Source organism: Nocardia sp. CNS-044 (assembly GCF_059570515.1).
Genome location: NZ_JCANSX010000006.1, coordinates 1,161,786 through 1,177,200 on the forward strand (window position 1 = coordinate 1,161,786; position 15,415 = coordinate 1,177,200).

The 15,415-nt window shown below is 67.3% G+C and carries 16 protein-coding genes and 1 pseudogene; 10 read left to right on the top strand and 7 right to left on the bottom strand.

Annotated features, from left to right (window positions below; genetic code table 11):
- Positions 1-74 precede the first annotated feature (74 nt).
- The 6 genes and pseudogenes from T333_RS13780 to T333_RS13805 all read left to right on the top strand — a co-directional run bounded on the left by T333_RS13780 (position 75) and on the right by T333_RS13805 (position 3,970).
- Positions 75-443 (top strand): VOC family protein, encoded by a 369-nt coding sequence (locus tag T333_RS13780; RefSeq protein ID WP_354998947.1) that lies wholly within the window; start codon positions 75-77, stop codon positions 441-443.
- Positions 444-626: 183 nt separating this feature from the next.
- Positions 627-1,082: a MerR family transcriptional regulator gene (locus T333_RS13785; RefSeq protein WP_496424646.1), complete on the top strand. Its 456-nt coding sequence runs from the start codon at positions 627-629 to the stop codon at positions 1,080-1,082.
- Entirely contained in the window at positions 1,079-2,098 is a 1,020-nt protein-coding gene (locus T333_RS13790) for an aldo/keto reductase (RefSeq protein ID WP_496424647.1), read from the top strand. The genes T333_RS13785 and T333_RS13790 overlap by 4 nt, the downstream gene beginning before the upstream one ends.
- Before the next feature lie 103 nt (positions 2,099-2,201).
- Positions 2,202-2,654, top strand: a pseudogene (locus T333_RS13795) (carboxymuconolactone decarboxylase family protein); the annotation flags it as partial.
- A gap of 21 nt (positions 2,655-2,675) precedes the next feature.
- Positions 2,676-2,984, top strand: a complete 309-nt coding sequence (locus T333_RS13800) for a GNAT family N-acetyltransferase (RefSeq protein WP_496424795.1) — start codon at positions 2,676-2,678, stop codon at positions 2,982-2,984.
- Positions 2,981-3,970 (top strand): pirin family protein, encoded by a 990-nt coding sequence (locus T333_RS13805; protein ID WP_496424648.1) that lies wholly within the window; start codon positions 2,981-2,983, stop codon positions 3,968-3,970. The genes T333_RS13800 and T333_RS13805 overlap by 4 nt, the downstream gene beginning before the upstream one ends.
- 172 nt (positions 3,971-4,142) lie before the next feature.
- Here T333_RS13805 and T333_RS13810 read toward each other — a convergent pair whose 3' ends face one another.
- Both T333_RS13810 and T333_RS13815 read right to left on the bottom strand, forming a co-directional pair.
- Positions 4,143-4,622: an SRPBCC family protein gene (locus T333_RS13810; protein WP_354998943.1), complete on the bottom strand. Its 480-nt coding sequence runs from the start codon at positions 4,620-4,622 to the stop codon at positions 4,143-4,145.
- Positions 4,619-4,951, bottom strand: coding sequence for an ArsR/SmtB family transcription factor (locus T333_RS13815; RefSeq protein WP_354998942.1), 333 nt, complete (start codon positions 4,949-4,951; stop codon positions 4,619-4,621). The genes T333_RS13810 and T333_RS13815 overlap by 4 nt, the downstream gene beginning before the upstream one ends.
- 248 nt (positions 4,952-5,199) lie before the next feature.
- On the opposite strand from T333_RS13815, the gene T333_RS13820 reads away from it, so the two are divergent.
- A complete protein-coding gene (locus T333_RS13820) occupies positions 5,200-5,670 on the top strand; it encodes a PaaI family thioesterase (protein ID WP_357251475.1) in 471 nt (156 codons plus the stop codon).
- Positions 5,671-5,769: 99 nt separating this feature from the next.
- Here the strand turns inward: T333_RS13820 and T333_RS13825 are convergent, their stop codons facing one another.
- Positions 5,770-6,417, bottom strand: a complete 648-nt coding sequence (locus T333_RS13825; protein WP_354998940.1) for a DUF8020 domain-containing protein — start codon at positions 6,415-6,417, stop codon at positions 5,770-5,772.
- 120 nt (positions 6,418-6,537) lie between these two features.
- Positions 6,538-7,002 (bottom strand): MarR family winged helix-turn-helix transcriptional regulator, encoded by a 465-nt coding sequence (locus T333_RS13830; RefSeq protein WP_354998939.1) that lies wholly within the window; start codon positions 7,000-7,002, stop codon positions 6,538-6,540.
- Between the two features lie 85 nt (positions 7,003-7,087).
- On the opposite strand from T333_RS13830, the gene T333_RS13835 reads away from it, so the two are divergent.
- Positions 7,088-7,459: a VOC family protein gene (locus T333_RS13835; protein WP_496424649.1), complete on the top strand. Its 372-nt coding sequence runs from the start codon at positions 7,088-7,090 to the stop codon at positions 7,457-7,459.
- Between the two features lie 90 nt (positions 7,460-7,549).
- On the opposite strand, the gene T333_RS13840 is transcribed toward T333_RS13835, so the two are convergent.
- A complete protein-coding gene (locus tag T333_RS13840; protein WP_496424650.1) occupies positions 7,550-8,224 on the bottom strand; it encodes a hypothetical protein in 675 nt (224 codons plus the stop codon).
- A gap of 404 nt (positions 8,225-8,628) precedes the next feature.
- Between T333_RS13840 and T333_RS13845 the strand changes: the two genes are divergently transcribed.
- Together T333_RS13845 and T333_RS13850 are read left to right on the top strand one after the other, a co-directional pair.
- A complete protein-coding gene (locus tag T333_RS13845; RefSeq protein WP_496424651.1) occupies positions 8,629-10,026 on the top strand; it encodes an AAA family ATPase in 1,398 nt (465 codons plus the stop codon).
- A 41-nt stretch (positions 10,027-10,067) separates the two neighbouring features.
- A complete protein-coding gene (locus tag T333_RS13850; RefSeq protein ID WP_496424652.1) occupies positions 10,068-10,550 on the top strand; it encodes an NUDIX hydrolase in 483 nt (160 codons plus the stop codon).
- A gap of 469 nt (positions 10,551-11,019) precedes the next feature.
- On the opposite strand, the gene T333_RS13855 is transcribed toward T333_RS13850, so the two are convergent.
- Both T333_RS13855 and T333_RS13860 read right to left on the bottom strand, forming a co-directional pair.
- On the bottom strand, positions 11,020-11,220 hold the full coding sequence (locus T333_RS13855) for a hypothetical protein (protein ID WP_496424653.1): 201 nt from the start codon (positions 11,218-11,220) through the stop codon (positions 11,020-11,022).
- A gap of 140 nt (positions 11,221-11,360) precedes the next feature.
- A complete protein-coding gene (locus tag T333_RS13860) occupies positions 11,361-15,314 on the bottom strand; it encodes a DNA-directed RNA polymerase subunit beta' (RefSeq protein ID WP_354998935.1) in 3,954 nt (1,317 codons plus the stop codon).
- Positions 15,315-15,415: the final 101 nt, after the last annotated feature.

Sequence of the window (15,415 nt, forward strand, 5' to 3'; positions counted from 1 at the left end):
GCCCGTTTCGACCCGCCGACCCGGAACCGCCGATATCGGCCATCAGTGTCGGTGGGCGGTGGGATGCTGACCCGATGGATTGGAAAATCGAACTCGTCGCGATTCCCGTCACCGACGTCGACCGGGCCAAGGATTTCTACACCCGCATCGGCTTCAACGCCGACCACGACCACTCGCCGAGCGAGGACATCCGCTTCGTGCAGCTGACGCCACCCGGTTCGGGCTGTTCGATCTGCGTCGGGCGCGGCATCACCGAGGCGGCTCCCGGCAGCGTCGAGGGCATGCAGATGGTGGTCGCCAGCGCCGAGAAGGCCTATCAGCAGCTGGTCGAGGCCGGTGTGGAGGCCACACCCGTCCAGGACATGGGCTGGGGCCTGTTCACCTTCTTCAGCGATCCCGATGGCAACAAGTGGGCCGTACAGGAGCTGCCGAAGTACAACTGACAGCCCTTCGCACACGTCGCGGGCGTTCGGCAGAATCAGTCTTGCTTGGAGTGCACTCCAGGTGACTAGCGTCGTCCGTGTTCGACGAGAGGGGCGAATTTCAGTGAGCGAGCGTCAGCGAGTGAGCCGTCTGCACAGTGCGCTCTCGGGCACAACCAAGCCGCGCGCCAGCGGGGCGAAGTCGTGACCGCGACGGCACCACGCGTCGGGGACAGCGACCGGGAACGGCCGAGGTACTCGATCGGCGAGGCCGCCGAGCGGTCGGGTCTGAGTCGCGACACACTGCGCTGGTACGAGCGGATCGGGTTGATGGACTACGTCGGCCGCGACCACACGGGCAAGCGCCGGTTCAGCGATCGGGACCTGGAGTGGCTCGCCCTGATCGGCAAACTCCGCACGACCGGCATGTCGGTCGCCGACATGCTCCGCTACGCGGAGCTGGTCCGCGCCGGTGACTCCACCTTCCCGGAGCGGCTCGCGATGTTCCGGGATACGCGCGCCGAAGTACTCGCCAAGATCGCCGAACTGCAACAGACCGTGGCCGTCCTGGATTACAAGATCGCCATCTACGAGGGCAAATCCGCCTGGACCGGACCGGCCGCGCTCGCCACGGACAACAGTGAAGGGATCAAGGCATGACCACCACCGACACGCTCCCCACCACCGCGCTCGGCGCGGGCGGCATCGAGGTGGGGACGCAGGGCCTGGGTTGCATGGGCATGAGCGAGTTCTACGGCGAGTCCGACCTCACCGAGTCGCGCGCCACTCTGGACCGGGCGCTGGAACTCGGCGTCACCCTGTTCGACACGGCCGACGTCTACGGCTCCGGACACAACGAGGAATTCCTCGGCGATTTCGTGCGGGCCAATCGCGATCGGGTGGTGCTGGCCACCAAGTTCGGCATCGTCCGCAAGGCCGAAGACCCCACCTTCCGCGGCATCGACAACTCCCCCGAGTACATCCGCGCCGCCGTCGACGCCAGTTTGCGCAGGCTCGGCATCGACACCATCGACCTCTACTACATGCACCGCCGCGATGTGCGGGTGCCGATCGAGGACACGGTCGGCGTCCTCGCCGAGCTCGTGAAGGCCGGCAAGGTGCGCGCGCTCGGCCTCTCCGAGGTGACCGGCGCGGAGCTGCGCGCGGCGCACGCCGTCTACCCGATCGCCGCGGTGCAGTCGGAGTGGTCGCTGTTCTCCAGGGACGTGGAGAACACCGCGGTGCCCGCGGCCGCCGAGCTCGGCGTCGCCTTCGTCCCGTATTCGCCGCTCGGCCGCGGCTTCCTGACCGGATCGTTCAAGGCGGCGAGCGAATTGGCCGACGCGAACGACTTCCGCAGGGCGATGCCGCGCTTCACCGGCGACAACGCGGCTCGCAACGCCGAACTGCTCACCCCGGTGCGCGCCATCGCCGAGGAGCGCGGCGTCACGCCCGCGCAGGTCGCGCTGGCCTGGGTGCACAGCAGGGCGGCCGCGCACGATCTGCCGGTGATCCCGATTCCCGGTACCCGCAGCCGCAAGCGCTTGGCCGACAACGTCGCCGCCGCCGCGCTCGTCTTGTCCGCCGACGAGCTCGCGACGCTCGAGCCGATCGCGGCGCAGGTGGCCGGAAACCGGTACGCGGACATGTCTTTCACGTCCGCCGGACGGGAGTAGGACACTTCGCGCGATCGTCGCCCGGCCCGGAAACGGCCGGGCGGCGGTCGACTGCTCGGCATCAGGGTGACATGTCAACCAATTGCGACTACGATTCGACACCATGAACCTCGACAACCGGGTGTGGGTCGACAAACAAACACCAGTCGCTTACCGCGCCCTGCTCGCCACGGCGAAAGAGGTCAGGGCCGCGGCCGCGGCGGCCGGGCTCGACCGCAGGCTCGTCGAACTGGTCAACGTGCGGGTTTCCCAGCTCAACGGCTGCACGCACTGCCTGGACGTCCATCACCGGGCGGCACTGCGGGCGGGCGCCACCGAGCAGGAGATCGCGGTCCTGCCCGGCTGGCGGCGCGGCGGACCCTACTCGGCGGTGGACCGCGCCGCGCTCGCCCTCGCCGAGGTCACGGCCGTTCTGCCGGATGAAGCGACACTCGAGCGTGAGTACGCTTTGGCACGAGAGCATTTGTCGGATGACCAGATGTCGGTAATCGTCTGGGTAGCCACCACGATCGGCGCGTTCAACCGCGTGTCGATCATGAGCAAGCACCCGGTCCGGGCGCACAACGAGGAGGCAACCATGACCGATCTCGCGGAGATCAAGGTCGCGCGCAATGCCGAGCAGAACCGCTACGAGATCTACTACGGCGGCGAGCTCGCGGGCTTCACCGAATACGTCGAACGCGGCATCGACAGCGACTTCGTGCACACGGAGATCGACAAGACCTTCGAGGGCAAGGGCCTCGGCAGCAAACTCGCCAAGGAGGCGCTCGACGACGTGGTCGCGCGCGGCCGCACCATCACCGCGCACTGCCCGTTCATCAAGGCGTTCATCGAGAAGCACCCGGAGTACGGCCAGCACCTGACCGGCAAGAGCGGCGAGCAGTGAGCGATCTCGATCCACATCCGGCGGAGTCGGTGTGCGAACCGGCGCCGGGCCCCGGCCCGATCGCCGAGCTCTACCCCGCGCGCGAGGTACCACTTGGCGGCGTGCGCGGCGTTTTCGTGGAACGGGTGCTCCCGCAACGGGATCTGCCGACGGTCGGCGCCTGGTGTTTTCTCGATCATTTCGGCTCGCCGACGGTCACCAAGACCGACGCGCCACCGGACATCGATCCGCACCCGCACATCGGCCTGCAGACCGTGACCTGGCCGTTCGAGGGACGCATCCGGCATCGGGACTCGGTCGGATCCGATGTCGAGATCAATCCAGGTCAGCTGAACCTGATGACCTCCGGCCGCGGCATCGCGCATTCCGAATACGGCGTTCCCGACGCCCCGGCCGGCCACGGTCTCCAGCTCTGGATCGCACTGCCCGGCGACCGCACCGGCATCGACCCGCACTTCGAGCAGCATCGGGACCTGCCGGTCTACGAAGCCGAAGGCGTGCGTGCCATCGTGCTGATCGGCTCGTTCGCCGGGCTGACCTCGCCCGCCAAGGCCTACACCCCGATCGTCGGCGCCGACGTCCGGATCGATCCCGGCGCGGGGATCACCATTCCGCTCGACCCGTCCTTCGAGCACGCGCTGCTGGTGATCGAGGGCGAGGTGACCGCCGCCGACACCGAGGTCAAGCCGGGTCCGCTGCTCTACCTCGGTTCCGACCGCACCGAGCTGCGGCTGGCCAGCGGCACCGGCGCGCACTTCGCGCTGATCGGCGGCGAGCCGTTCGGCGAGGAACTGGTGATGTGGTGGAACTTCGTGGGGCGCAGTCACGAAGAGATCGTGGCGGCCCGCGAGGACTGGGAGAACCGCCGCGTCGAGCGATTCGCGGACATCGCCGGTCACTCGCCCGAGCAACGCATCCCCGCGCCGCCGATGCCCGCGTTGCACCTGAAGCCGCGCAAGCGGCGCATCGGCACGGATCGTTCCTGAATCAGGTTCCGCCCCGAGGCTCCGCGGAGGCCGTATCGGTCGGACTCGGCGACCCGCGCGCCGACCGTGCGTGACCCCAGACGAGATCGTCCGGCAGCCGAACCCCACACGATCGCTGGACCCGCCGGGCGGAGTCGGCAGGCAGCTCGACCCCGCCCGCGGGCGATCCGGCTCAGGCCGACTTGGCGAGCAGTTCGTCCAGCGCGCGGTAGCTGGCGTTGAGGCCCTCGGACATGCCCGACTGCAGCATGCCGTCGCGCTCTTCCGGCGTGTGGAACTGACTGTCGGTGACGACCTTGGTGCGACCGTCGCCGAGGTCGATGAACGTGGTCGCGTCGATGGCGACATGCGCGGGCATGCCGTCCCACTCGAAGGACTGCACGATCCGCTCCTTCGGGGTGATCTCGCGGAACCGCCCCTCGAAGCCGTGCGAACCGTCCTCGGAGTTCTCCACGAAGCGGTAGTGGCCGCCCTTGCGGAATTCCCAGCGCTCCACGTCCATTCGATTGCCACGGGCCCACCACTGGACCAGCTGCTCGATCCGGCTGTAGGCGTCCCACACCCGGTCCAGCGGGGCGTCGAAGATCCGCTCGACGTGGATCTCCCGATCGACGGGAGTGGTGATGTCGGCATCGCGGGTTGTCGTGCTCATTGGTCTGGCTCCGTTCGTTCGAGGAATTCACCGAGACGGTCCATCCGGGCTTCCACCATTCGCCGATAACCCTGCAGCCACGCCACTTCGCGGTCGAAGACGTTCTCGCCGAGTCGGCAATACCTGACCCGGCCCCGCTTCTCCGTGACGATCATGCCCGCGTCCTCCAGCAGGCTGATGTGCTTCTTGATGCCGGTCAGGGTCATCTCGAAACGCTCGGCCAGTTCGCTGACGGTCGCGGGCCCGCGGCCGAGGCACTCGAGGATCCCACGTCGGGTGGGGTCCGCCAGCGCCCCGAACGAGGCGTCGAGGAAGTCATACTGAACCATCAGGTTCAGTATTGTGCGCCCGCTTCCCCGAGTCAATACCCGTGCGCGAATTCGATCGGCAGCCATCCGGCCGGCGGCTGTCACCCTTCCGATCGCGCTCGCCGCCGACGGCCACGCACACCCGCCGTCGGCGCCTTCACGGCGCGCGCCGGCCGCGCCGCCGTGAATGCGCACTCGGAGTGGACAAGTCCCGCCAGGCTGGGTAAAACTGAAACACGTTTCAGTACGGCGGCTCGGTGGGAGTACGGATGGACAGCGCGACCATGGGCGACCTGGTGATGGCCGGGTTCCAGAAGCTGGGGTTCATCCAGTACGCGGGCATCGAGGGCGTGGAGTTCGCCGCGGGGCGCAATGTCGTATCCATCGCCCCGCGCGCCGAACACCTCAACCACAACGGCGATCTACACGCGGCCGTGCTGTTCGGCCTGGCCGAGACGGCCGCGATGGGCGCAGCCGTCTCGGGCATCGTGGACCTGATGGGCGAGACGTTCATCGTCGCCCGCGACGGCCGCATCGAGTATCTGGCGCGGGCCAAGGGTTCGGCCGGCCCCTTCCACGCCACCTCGGAATTCGACGCGGACACCCTCGAGCGCCTGCGCTCGGATATCGCGGGACGCGTGGCGGTGGAGCTCGAGGTGCCGGTCGCGATCGCCGATGGCTCCGGAAAGCCGGTTGCCGCAGCGGCTTTCACCGCTGTCATCAGGCCGAGAAGGAAGTAGGCCGCACCGTGCCGGGGACCGACGCCGCAGAGAAGAGGGAACTGCCGCGGGTCGTCGGGACGCAGGAGCTCACCCCTGCGCCCTCGAACGAGACGTGAGTCAGGGCTGGCCGGTGAGGTACGCCTGGGCCGCGTCGATGGCAGGCTGACCGCCCGCCTGGTAGAGCCCGGCGAACGCGCCGATCACGCCGCCGACGACGGTGGTGATCGGGACCGTGATGAAGTCGAGAACGAACAATCCCAGCGGGAATCCGACCAGGAAGCCGATGCCCGCGCCGATGGCGGCGCCCGCGAGGATCTGCGGCATGGCCTTCTCGGCCTCGGCGAAGAAGCGCTCCTGCGAACTGATCTCGCGCACCGGGGTTTCCGGCATCGCGGTCGGCGCGAGGGTCAGCCGGGTGCCCGCCTCGTCCACGGTCGGGGTGAGATCGACGCGGTGGCCCTCGATGTGCAACGTCATCGGCAGGGCGGCGACGATCTGGCCCGCCCGGTCGGCGATGGTGACGATGCGGTCGTCGTTGACCAGGCCGAAGGTGCCCTCCTCCAGCGTGGTCACGGTGGAGCGGCGGTCCTCGGCGACGGCCACTCGGTAGGCGATCTCGTGGAACGCGCCGCTGAGGTTCAGCGCCGCCGCGGCCGGTGCGGTCTGCGCGGGCGGGTCCGCGGGCTCGGCGTGCACGACGCCCGAGGAGAGACCGGTGGCCGCCAGTGCCAGCAACGCCGTCGCGGTGATTCTGCTGATCCTCATCCTGTGCTTCCTGTCGCGCCGTCCGGTTCACGATGTCCGGTTTGTCCGCCGACAACTTACCGGCCGACGGGCGGCTTCAGAAGAGCGTCAAGGCAATTGGTGTGATCTAACAAACCGGACTCAGTCGCGTAGTTCGGCGCCGAGGCGCTGGAGGTAGCCGGCGAAGCGGCGGCGGTCGTCGGCGGACCAGTCGGCGGTGAGCTCGGCGAAGACGGTCCGCTGCCAGTCGCGGGCGTCGGCGAGCAGGCGTTCGCCGCTGGCGGTGAGGCGCAGGGCGGTGCGGCGGCGGTCGACCTCCGATTCCGATCGGGCGATGAATCCCGCCGCCGTCGCGTCGCGCACCATGCGACTGGCGCCGGACTGATCGAGCCCGAGTTGGTGCGCGACGGCCGTGACGGTGGGCTCCCCGTCGCGCTCGGTCTCCGTCGCCACCGCCTCCACGACTTGGATGTGCTGCACGTGCCGCAGTTCCTCGGGCAGGCGCGCCGAGCTGCGGTTGATCCACCGCCGAGACCAGAACCGGACCACCTGGAACAGTGCGGGTCCGCCGTCGACGGCGGTGTCCGGGGTGGGGGTCCTGTTCATGAGGTTCAGGGTAGTCGCACGTCGGCAGTTACATGCGAATCACATGTAATATGTATGCGTATCGCATTCAATCATAAGGGTCGAGATGTCCATCGTTTTGAATCACACGATCGTTCGCGCCACCGATCGAACCGCTGCGGCGGCGTTCTTCGCCGAGCTCATGGGTTTGTCGGTTGGTGAGTCCGCCGGGCCGTTCGTGCCAGTTCGCGTCAATGCCGATCTCACGTTCGATTTCGACGACCGAGGGCCGGTGACGCCGGGGCATTACGGGTTTCTGGTCGACGACGATCGGTTCGACGCCGTGCTCGCGCGGCTCGAGAGTTGGGCCGACGTGCCGTACGGGTCGGGGCCGGAGAACGGGTGGGATCGCGAGATCAATCGTTTGCGGGGTGGGCGCGGGTTGTATGTGCTTGCGCCGGACGGGCACAGCTACGAGTTGTTCACCGTGGTGCCGTAGGAGCGGTGTGCACTGATTCCACGCCGGGCGAAGTCGGACCACTGCGCACGCAAGAGCGAGCAGATCACGGCAGGGCGCCTGCCCGAGCGCTCACCCGGCGGCGCGGAGACGGATCTCGTTCACCAGGCTGAGCAGGGTGTCCAGTGTCGCGGGTGGGCCGGTCAGCCTGGCGAAGGCGAGGGTGTCGACGGGGCCGCCGGTGTCGGCGGCGAAGGCGTAGGTCATCGCGACTCGCACCCGAGGCTCGCCGTCGATGTCGGCCCGGGATTCGGTGAAGGCAGTCGTGGGATCGGTGGCGCGCCACCGTGGTTCCGGGCCGATGAGTTCGGTTCGGAAACCGGTCTGCTCCGCGTCGCGACAGGGCGAGAGGCAGGAGTGCACGCCGATCCAGCCGCCCGCCCGACTCCCACCGCGCTCGTCGGCGCAGGTCCACACCACATCGGCCCGCAATCGCTTGCTGCCGCCGATGCAGCCCCAGGTCTCCGGAACGTCGAAATCGAAAGGCATCCCGCGCAGTCCGCGCATCGGCGCCAACCGCGCACGCGGGCCGTACGTCGGCCCGACCACCGGACCGGGCGCACCGTCGCGCACCAACAGCACCGCGGGCCGCCGCGCCACCTCCCTCGGCAACGCGGCGGGCATCCCCTGTGGCGGCGGCCCGATCACCGACGTCGCGGGCCCGGAACTCGGCTGCTCCCCCTGCCGCTCCGCCTCCCACAAGGCCGCCGCCCCGACGCACAACGCCACGGACACAACCAAACTCACCAGCGCCCCCGCCGCCCGAGCCCGCGCCGCCCGCCCACGCACGGTCCCCCGCCGCAACGAACGCCACCCCAACGCACTGCCGCCCACGAACGCGCCCCCTTACGCACACTCAGCCGTCCGGGCCGCCCCGACACCGAACCAGCGCCAAGCCGTGCCACATCTTAACTGCGCCACCACCTTTCGGTCGCAACAACGAAGAACGCCGCCCAACCCAAAGCCGACCTGCGCCCGCCCGCGCCCCGAATCAGCGCGCCCGCCAGCGGGGTCATGCCGGACACGCCGATGGGTGGCGAGCCTAAGCCGACGGCCACATGTATAAGCGTAGTTATAAGAAGTATAGTTATATGGTGACCACCAAGCGGAAACCTGAGCGGGTGTTCGATCGCGACCGAGAGTGGGACGGGTTGCTGCGCTTCGCCACCTCGCCCAGCTCGGACGTTCGACTGGGCATCGTCAGCGGCCGTCGCCGACAGGGCAAGACCTTCTTGCTCGACGCGCTGTCCGAGGTCGTGGGTGGTTTCTTCTTCACGGCGACCGAGGCGACCGAGGTCGAGGCCCTCGAGCGCTTCGGTCGTGCCGTCGCGCGCTACGCGGGGGGCGGGCGCTACGTCTTTCGCAATTGGGAAGAGGCGCTCGAGCGGTTGTTCGCGGTCGTCGGCAATGACCTCGTCGTCCTGGACGAATTCCCGTACCTGACCAAAGCCACGCCCGCGCTCCCTTCGCTGCTCCAGTGGGCGTTGGATCCACGCGGCCCGGCCCGGGTCGCGGGCTCGCGCATCCTGTTGTGCGGGTCGGCCATGTCGGTGATGGGCGGGCTGCTGTCCGGCAGTGCACCGCTGCGCGGGCGAGCGAGCTTGGAATTGGTCGTGAGGCCCCTCGGATATCGGGAGGCGGCCGCCTTCTGGGGGATCGACGACCCACGGCTGGCCGTGCTCGTCCATTCGATCGTCGGCGGCACTCCTGCCTATCGGCGCGATTTCGTAGCCGGAGATGCCCCCGAATCGCTCGCGGATTTCGATTCGTGGGTCTTGCGGACGGTGTTGAACCCGCAGGTTCCACTCTTCCGTGAGGCTCGCTACCTCCTCGCCGAGGAAACCGAAATCCGCGACGTGGCCCTGTATCACGCGGTGCTGGCCGCCATCGCCAACGGAAACACGACACGCGGCGGTATCGCGAGCGCCATCGGCCGTAGCTCAACCGATATGGCACATCCGCTTTCGGTATTGGAAGACTCCCAACTGATCGTTCGCGAGGCGGACCCTTTCCAGAAGGGCAAGCCCGTCTTCCGGATCGCCGAGCCGCTGATCGTCTTCTACGAAGCGATCATGCGACGTCACTGGACCCCGCTCGAACGAGGCAACCAGGCGGCGGCGTGGCACAGTTCGCAGGCCACATTCCTTTCCCAGGTCGTCGGACCGCATTTCGAGAACATCTGCCGTGACTGGGCGATGTCGGCGGGACCCGACGTTTTCGGTGAACTGCCGGGGCAAGTGGCCGGCGCGGTAGTCAAGGATCCGGATCGGCGAAGCCAGATACAGATCGACGTGGCGGTCCTCGCGCCCGAGGAGCCCGGACGCCGTCGGCGAATCCTCTCGCTCGGGGAAGTGAAGTGGGACCGCACGATGACGACCGGGCATCTGGACCGCCTCATTCGCGCGCGAGAGCTGCTGTCCGGCAAGGGTTACGACGTCTCCGACACCGTTCTCGCGTGCTACAGCGGTGCGGGATTCGATGATGGCCTGCGCTCTTCCACCGAGAAGCCGCTACTGATCGACCTCGAAACACTTTATGCGCGTTCGTGATTCGCGGTTCGCATTGCGGCGGAAGACCGCAGAATAGAGGGATGGGGCGGATCGACTACTTCGATGACGAGAACGCACCGGTCGCGCAGGGACGGGTGCCGGGTGTTGTGGCGGCGGTGCGAGATGACGTGGGACGCCTATTGCTGGTGCGGCGCTGCGACAACGGGTGGTGGGCGATGCCGGGCGGCAAGCTCGAACTGGGCGAGACGATCGCCCAAGCGGCGGTGCGAGAAACGTTGGAGGAGACGGGAATCGACATCGAAGTGACCGGCTTCGCGGGTATCTACACCGACCCCGGTCACATCGTGGTGGTCGACATCGACCCAGGTGACCGGGTCGTGCTCCAGGAATTCACCGTCTGCCTGCACGGCCGCCACCTCGCTGGCACACCCCGCCCCGACAACCGCGAAACCTCCGACGTCCGCTGGTTCACCCCCTCCGAAATCGACGAGCTCCCCCTTCACCCCGCCGCCCGAAAGCGCATCACCGACGCCCTCACCAAACCCTCCCCCACCATCGCCTGATCGTCGCCGACATGCGTTGCCCAGCGCTGGTTGCGCCACCGGACGATCAGCGCCCCACTGTTCGTTTTCGACCCGGACCGTTCGGCGATCATTCCTGTCGCAGGAGACAAGGCGGGACGTTGGTCGCGGTGGTACGACGACGCGATACCGGTAGCAGAGCAACGGCATGCCGACTATCGGGCAGAGCAAGATCAGGAGTTGAAATCATGAGCCCCGCACGCAACTGGCGCGAAGTAAAAGCCGAAGCCCATCGGCGGCACCCCGAGCTGGCCGAACCAGAGGCCCAAGCAGCCGCCTCCGCGCCTGCGCGCACGCCCTGGGCGGCCACGTCGACATCACTGTCCAAGTCGGGCCACACAGCATCAAAGTGGCTTGAGCACACTACTTTCGACAGTGGCACGCATCTCTGCGTGGCGCCGGTCCTTGCGGTTCATCACCGCGACCAAGATGTTCGCGTCGACGATCAGCGTCACGGCGCCTCGAACAGCTCGGTAGCCATCCGTTCGCTGAGGTCTTCAGGTCCGTCGAATGACGGCAGGGCGGCCAGACGATCCGCCGCACCGCCCTTGACCAGTCGCAGCAGGACAGCGCGCGCCTCGGGAGCAGACTCGGGCGGCAATTGTTCGATCAGCCGATGCAGCTCCGGATAGTGGTCGTGCACCACGCTCATGCGCCCAAGAATATTCTCCACGCAGGTCGGCGTGGTTCCAAAGCCGCAGCAGGGTGGCGCGGCTTCTGGCACCATCCGAAACGCGAACGGCCCCCGCTCCGGAAGGGAGCGGGGGCCGAATGCCTATCGGTGCCTACCGATTACCGGTAGTCGCTGAATCCGTAGTCGTCCAGCGGAACCGCGGCACCGGTGGTGGTGCCGAAGCTGTCCGGGCTGTAGTAGGTGTCGTCGTAGGACGGCACCGCGTACGCCGCGGCACGAGCCTCTTCGGTCGGCTGCACCTGGATGTTGCGGTAGCGGTTGATACCGGTACCGGCCGGGATCAGCTTGCCGATGATCACGTTCTCCTTGAGGCCGATGAGCTTGTCGGAGCGGCAGTTGATCGCCGCGTCCGTCAGGACTCGGGTGGTCTCCTGGAAGGACGCCGCCGACAGCCACGAGTCGGTGGCCAGCGACGCCTTGGTGATACCCATCAGCACCGGGCGACCGGAGGCGGGCTCGCCGCCTTCGGAGACCACGCGACGGTTGGAGGACTCGAACTCGGAACGCTCGGTGAGCGAGCCGGGCAGGAACTCCGTGGCGCCGGAATCGATGATCGTCACGCGACGCAGCATCTGGCGCACGATGACCTCGATGTGCTTGTCGTGGATCGACACACCCTGCGAGCGGTAGACCTCCTGGACCTCGTGGACCAGGTGGATCTGCACCTGACGGGGGCCCATCACGCGCAGCACCTCGTGCGGATCCGCCGCGCCTTCCAGCAGCTGCTGGCCGACCTCGACGTGGTCACCGTCGGAGAGCAGACGCTCGGTGCCGTCGTCGTGCTTGAACACGCGCAGACGCTGACGCTTCGAGAGCTTGTCGTAGACAACCTCTTCACCACCGTCGTCCGGGATGATGGTGATCTTGTAGAAGCGGTCGTCGTCCTCGAGCCGCACGCGACCCGAGACCTCGGCGATCGGCGCCTTGCCCTTCGGCACACGAGCCTCGAAGAGCTCCTGAACACGCGGCAGACCACCGGTGATGTCGTCACCCGCGACACCACCCTGGTGGAAGGTACGCATGGTCAGCTGGGTACCGGGCTCACCGATGGACTGCGCGGCGACGATGCCGACGGCCTCACCGATGTCGACCAGCTTGCCGGTCGCCATGGAGCGGCCGTAGCAGGTCGCGCACACGCCGGTGCCGGTGGTGCAGGTCAGCACGGAGCGGACCTTCACCTCGGTGATGCCCGCGTCGAGCAGCGCCTCGATGGCCGGGTCGCCGAGGTCGGCGCCCTTGTTCACCACGACGTTGCCGGACGCGTCCAGCGCGTCGGCGGCGAGCGTGCGAGCGTACGCGGAGGTCTCCACGTGCGCGTCGCGGATGATGGTGCCGTCGAGCTGCTTCTCGGCGATCGGCACGACGATGCCGCGCTCGGTGCCACAGTCGTGCTCGCGCACGATGACGTCCTGCGAGACGTCCACCAGACGACGGGTCAGGTAACCCGAGTCGGCGGTACGAAGCGCGGTGTCGGCCAGACCCTTACGAGCACCGTGGGTGTTGATGAAGTACTCCAGAACCGTCAGGCCCTCACGGAAGGAGGACTTGATCGGCCGCGGGATGAACTCACCCTTCGGGTTCGTCACCAGGCCCTTCATACCGGCGAGGGTACGGGTCTGGGTGAAGTTACCCGTGGCGCCCGAGTCGACGATCGTGATGATCGGGTTGTCGGCCGGGTAGTGCGCGCGCAGCGCCTTACCGACCTCCTCGGTCGCCTCCTGCCAGATCTTGACCAGGGCGTTGTTGCGCTCCTGGTGATCGAGCGCACCACGCTGGTACTTCTTCTCGATCTGATCCGACTGCGCCTCGTAGCGCTCCATGATCTCGGCCTTCTCCGGCGGAACGAGAACGTCCGACATGGAGACGGTGACACCCGAACGCGTTGCCCAGTAGAAGCCTGCGTCCTTGAGCTTGTCGACGGTCTGCGCGACCACGATCATCGGGTAGCGCTCGGCGAGATCGTTGATAATCGTCGCCTGCCGCTTCTTCGGCATCTGCTCGTTGATGAACGGGTAGTCCGCGGGCAGCAGCTCGTTGAACAGCACCCGGCCCAGCGTGGTCTCGGTGGTCCACGCGTCGCCGCGCTGCCAGCCCTCCGGGAACAGCTCCGCCTCGACGTCCTTCGGCGGACGCTGAGTGGTGAGCCGCACCTTGATCATGGAGCGCACGGTCAGCTCGCCGCGGTCGACCGCCATCTGCGCCTCGGCGGGCGAGGAGTACACGCCGAACTCCGGCTGGCCGTCCGACGCGGGCTTGTACTCGCCCTTGGCGCCGTCGACCTGACGGGTCAGGTAGTACAGGCCGGTCACCATGTCGAGACGCGGCATGGCGAGCGGACGACCCGACGCGGGCGACAAGATGTTGTTCGAGGACAGCATCAGGATGCGGGCCTCGGCCTGCGCCTCCGCCGACAGCGGGAGGTGCACGGCCATCTGGTCACCGTCGAAGTCGGCGTTGAACGCCTCACAGACCAGCGGGTGCAGCTGGATGGCCTTGCCTTCCACCAGCTGCGGCTCGAAGGCCTGGATGCCGAGGCGGTGCAGGGTGGGCGCACGGTTCAGCAGCACGGGGTGTTCGGCGATGACCTCTTCGAGGACGTCCCACACCTGCGGCCTCTGCCGCTCCACCATCCGCTTGGCGGACTTGATGTTCTGCGCGTGGTTCAGGTCGACCAGACGCTTCATCACGAACGGCTTGAACAGCTCCAGCGCCATCAGCTTCGGCAGACCGCACTGGTGCAGCTTCAGCTGCGGACCGACGACGATGACCGAACGGCCCGAGTAGTCGACGCGCTTACCGAGCAGGTTCTGACGGAAGCGGCCCTGCTTGCCCTTGAGCAGATCGGACAGCGACTTGAGCGGACGGTTGCCCGGTCCGGTGACCGGACGGCCGCGGCGGCCGTTGTCGAACAGGGCGTCGACGGACTCCTGCAGCATCCGCTTCTCGTTGTTGACGATGATCTCGGGCGCGCCGAGGTCGATCAGTCGCTTGAGGCGGTTGTTGCGGTTGATCACGCGACGGTACAGGTCGTTCAGGTCGGAGGTGGCGAAGCGGCCACCGTCGAGCTGAACCATCGGGCGCAGCTCCGGCGGGATCACCGGAACGGCGTCGAGCACCATGCCCATCGGCGAGTTGCCGTTGGCCTGGAAGGCCGCGACGACCTTGAGCCGCTTGAGCGCGCGCAGCTTCTTCTGGCCCTTACCGGTGCGAATGGTCTCGCGCAGGTTCTCGGCCTCGGCCTCGATGTCGAAGTTCTCCATCAGCTTCTGGATGGACTCCGCACCCATGGCGCCGGTGAAGTACTCGCCGTAGCGGTCGGTCAGCTCGCGGTAGAGCACCTCGTCCACGATGAGCTGCTTGGTGGACAGCTTGGTGAAGGTGTTCCAGATCTCCTCGAGCCGGTCCAGCTCGCGCTGGGCACGGTCGCGGAGCTGGCGCATCTCGCGCTCGCCGCCGTCCTTGACCTTGCGGCGCACGTCGGACTTGGCGCCCTCCGCCTCCAGCTCGGCCAGGTCGGCTTCCAGCTTCTGCGCGCGGGCCTCGAGGTCGGCGTCGCGCTGATCGGCGACGGCCTTCTTCTCGACCTCCATCTCGGCTTCGAGCGTGGAGAGCTCGTTGTGACGCAGCTCCTCGTCGACGCCGACGATGACGTACGCGGCGAAGTAGATGATCTTTTCCAGATCCTTCGGCGCCAGGTCCAGCAGGTAGCCGAGGCGCGACGGCACGCCCTTGAAGTACCAGATGTGGGTGACCGGCGCGGCCAGCTCGATGTGGCCCATCCGCTCACGGCGCACCTTGGCGCGGGTGACCTCGACGCCACAGCGCTCACAGATGATGCCCTTGAAGCGGACACGCTTGTACTTACCGCAGTAGCACTCCCAGTCCCGGGTGGGACCGAAGATCTTCTCGCAGAAGAGGCCGTCCTTCTCCGGCTTCAGCGTGCGGTAGTTGATGGTCTCCGGCTTCTTCACCTCGCCGTAGGACCACTGGCGGATGTCTTCGGCGGTGGCAAGGCCGATCCGGAGTTCATCGAAGAAGTTGACGTCTAGCACGTAACTTCCTTTCCCCTGTGCGGGTCGAATTCGAGCAAAAGTTCACTAGTTGGTTGTTCGCGATGGGCGCGGATGTCGTCGGTGACCGAGTTCGTCCGCGC

Excerpts from the sequence above, each read along its gene's own strand:
- T333_RS13780 (WP_354998947.1), top strand. The coding sequence starts at position 75 with ATGGATTGGAAAATCGAACTCGTCGCGATTCCCGTCACCGACGTCGAC.
- T333_RS13790 (WP_496424647.1), top strand. The coding sequence starts at position 1,079 with ATGACCACCACCGACACGCTCCCCACCACCGCGCTCGGCGCGGGCGGC.
- T333_RS13800 (WP_496424795.1), top strand. The coding sequence starts at position 2,676 with ATGACCGATCTCGCGGAGATCAAGGTCGCGCGCAATGCCGAGCAGAAC.
- T333_RS13810 (WP_354998943.1), bottom strand. The coding sequence starts at position 4,622 with ATGAGCACGACAACCCGCGATGCCGACATCACCACTCCCGTCGATCGG.
- T333_RS13815 (WP_354998942.1), bottom strand. The coding sequence starts at position 4,951 with ATGGTTCAGTATGACTTCCTCGACGCCTCGTTCGGGGCGCTGGCGGAC.
- T333_RS13820 (WP_357251475.1), top strand. The coding sequence starts at position 5,200 with ATGGACAGCGCGACCATGGGCGACCTGGTGATGGCCGGGTTCCAGAAG.
- T333_RS13825 (WP_354998940.1), bottom strand. The coding sequence starts at position 6,417 with ATGAGGATCAGCAGAATCACCGCGACGGCGTTGCTGGCACTGGCGGCC.
- T333_RS13830 (WP_354998939.1), bottom strand. The coding sequence starts at position 7,002 with ATGAACAGGACCCCCACCCCGGACACCGCCGTCGACGGCGGACCCGCA.
- T333_RS13835 (WP_496424649.1), top strand. The coding sequence starts at position 7,088 with ATGTCCATCGTTTTGAATCACACGATCGTTCGCGCCACCGATCGAACC.
- T333_RS13850 (WP_496424652.1), top strand. The coding sequence starts at position 10,068 with ATGGGGCGGATCGACTACTTCGATGACGAGAACGCACCGGTCGCGCAG.
- T333_RS13855 (WP_496424653.1), bottom strand. The coding sequence starts at position 11,220 with ATGAGCGTGGTGCACGACCACTATCCGGAGCTGCATCGGCTGATCGAA.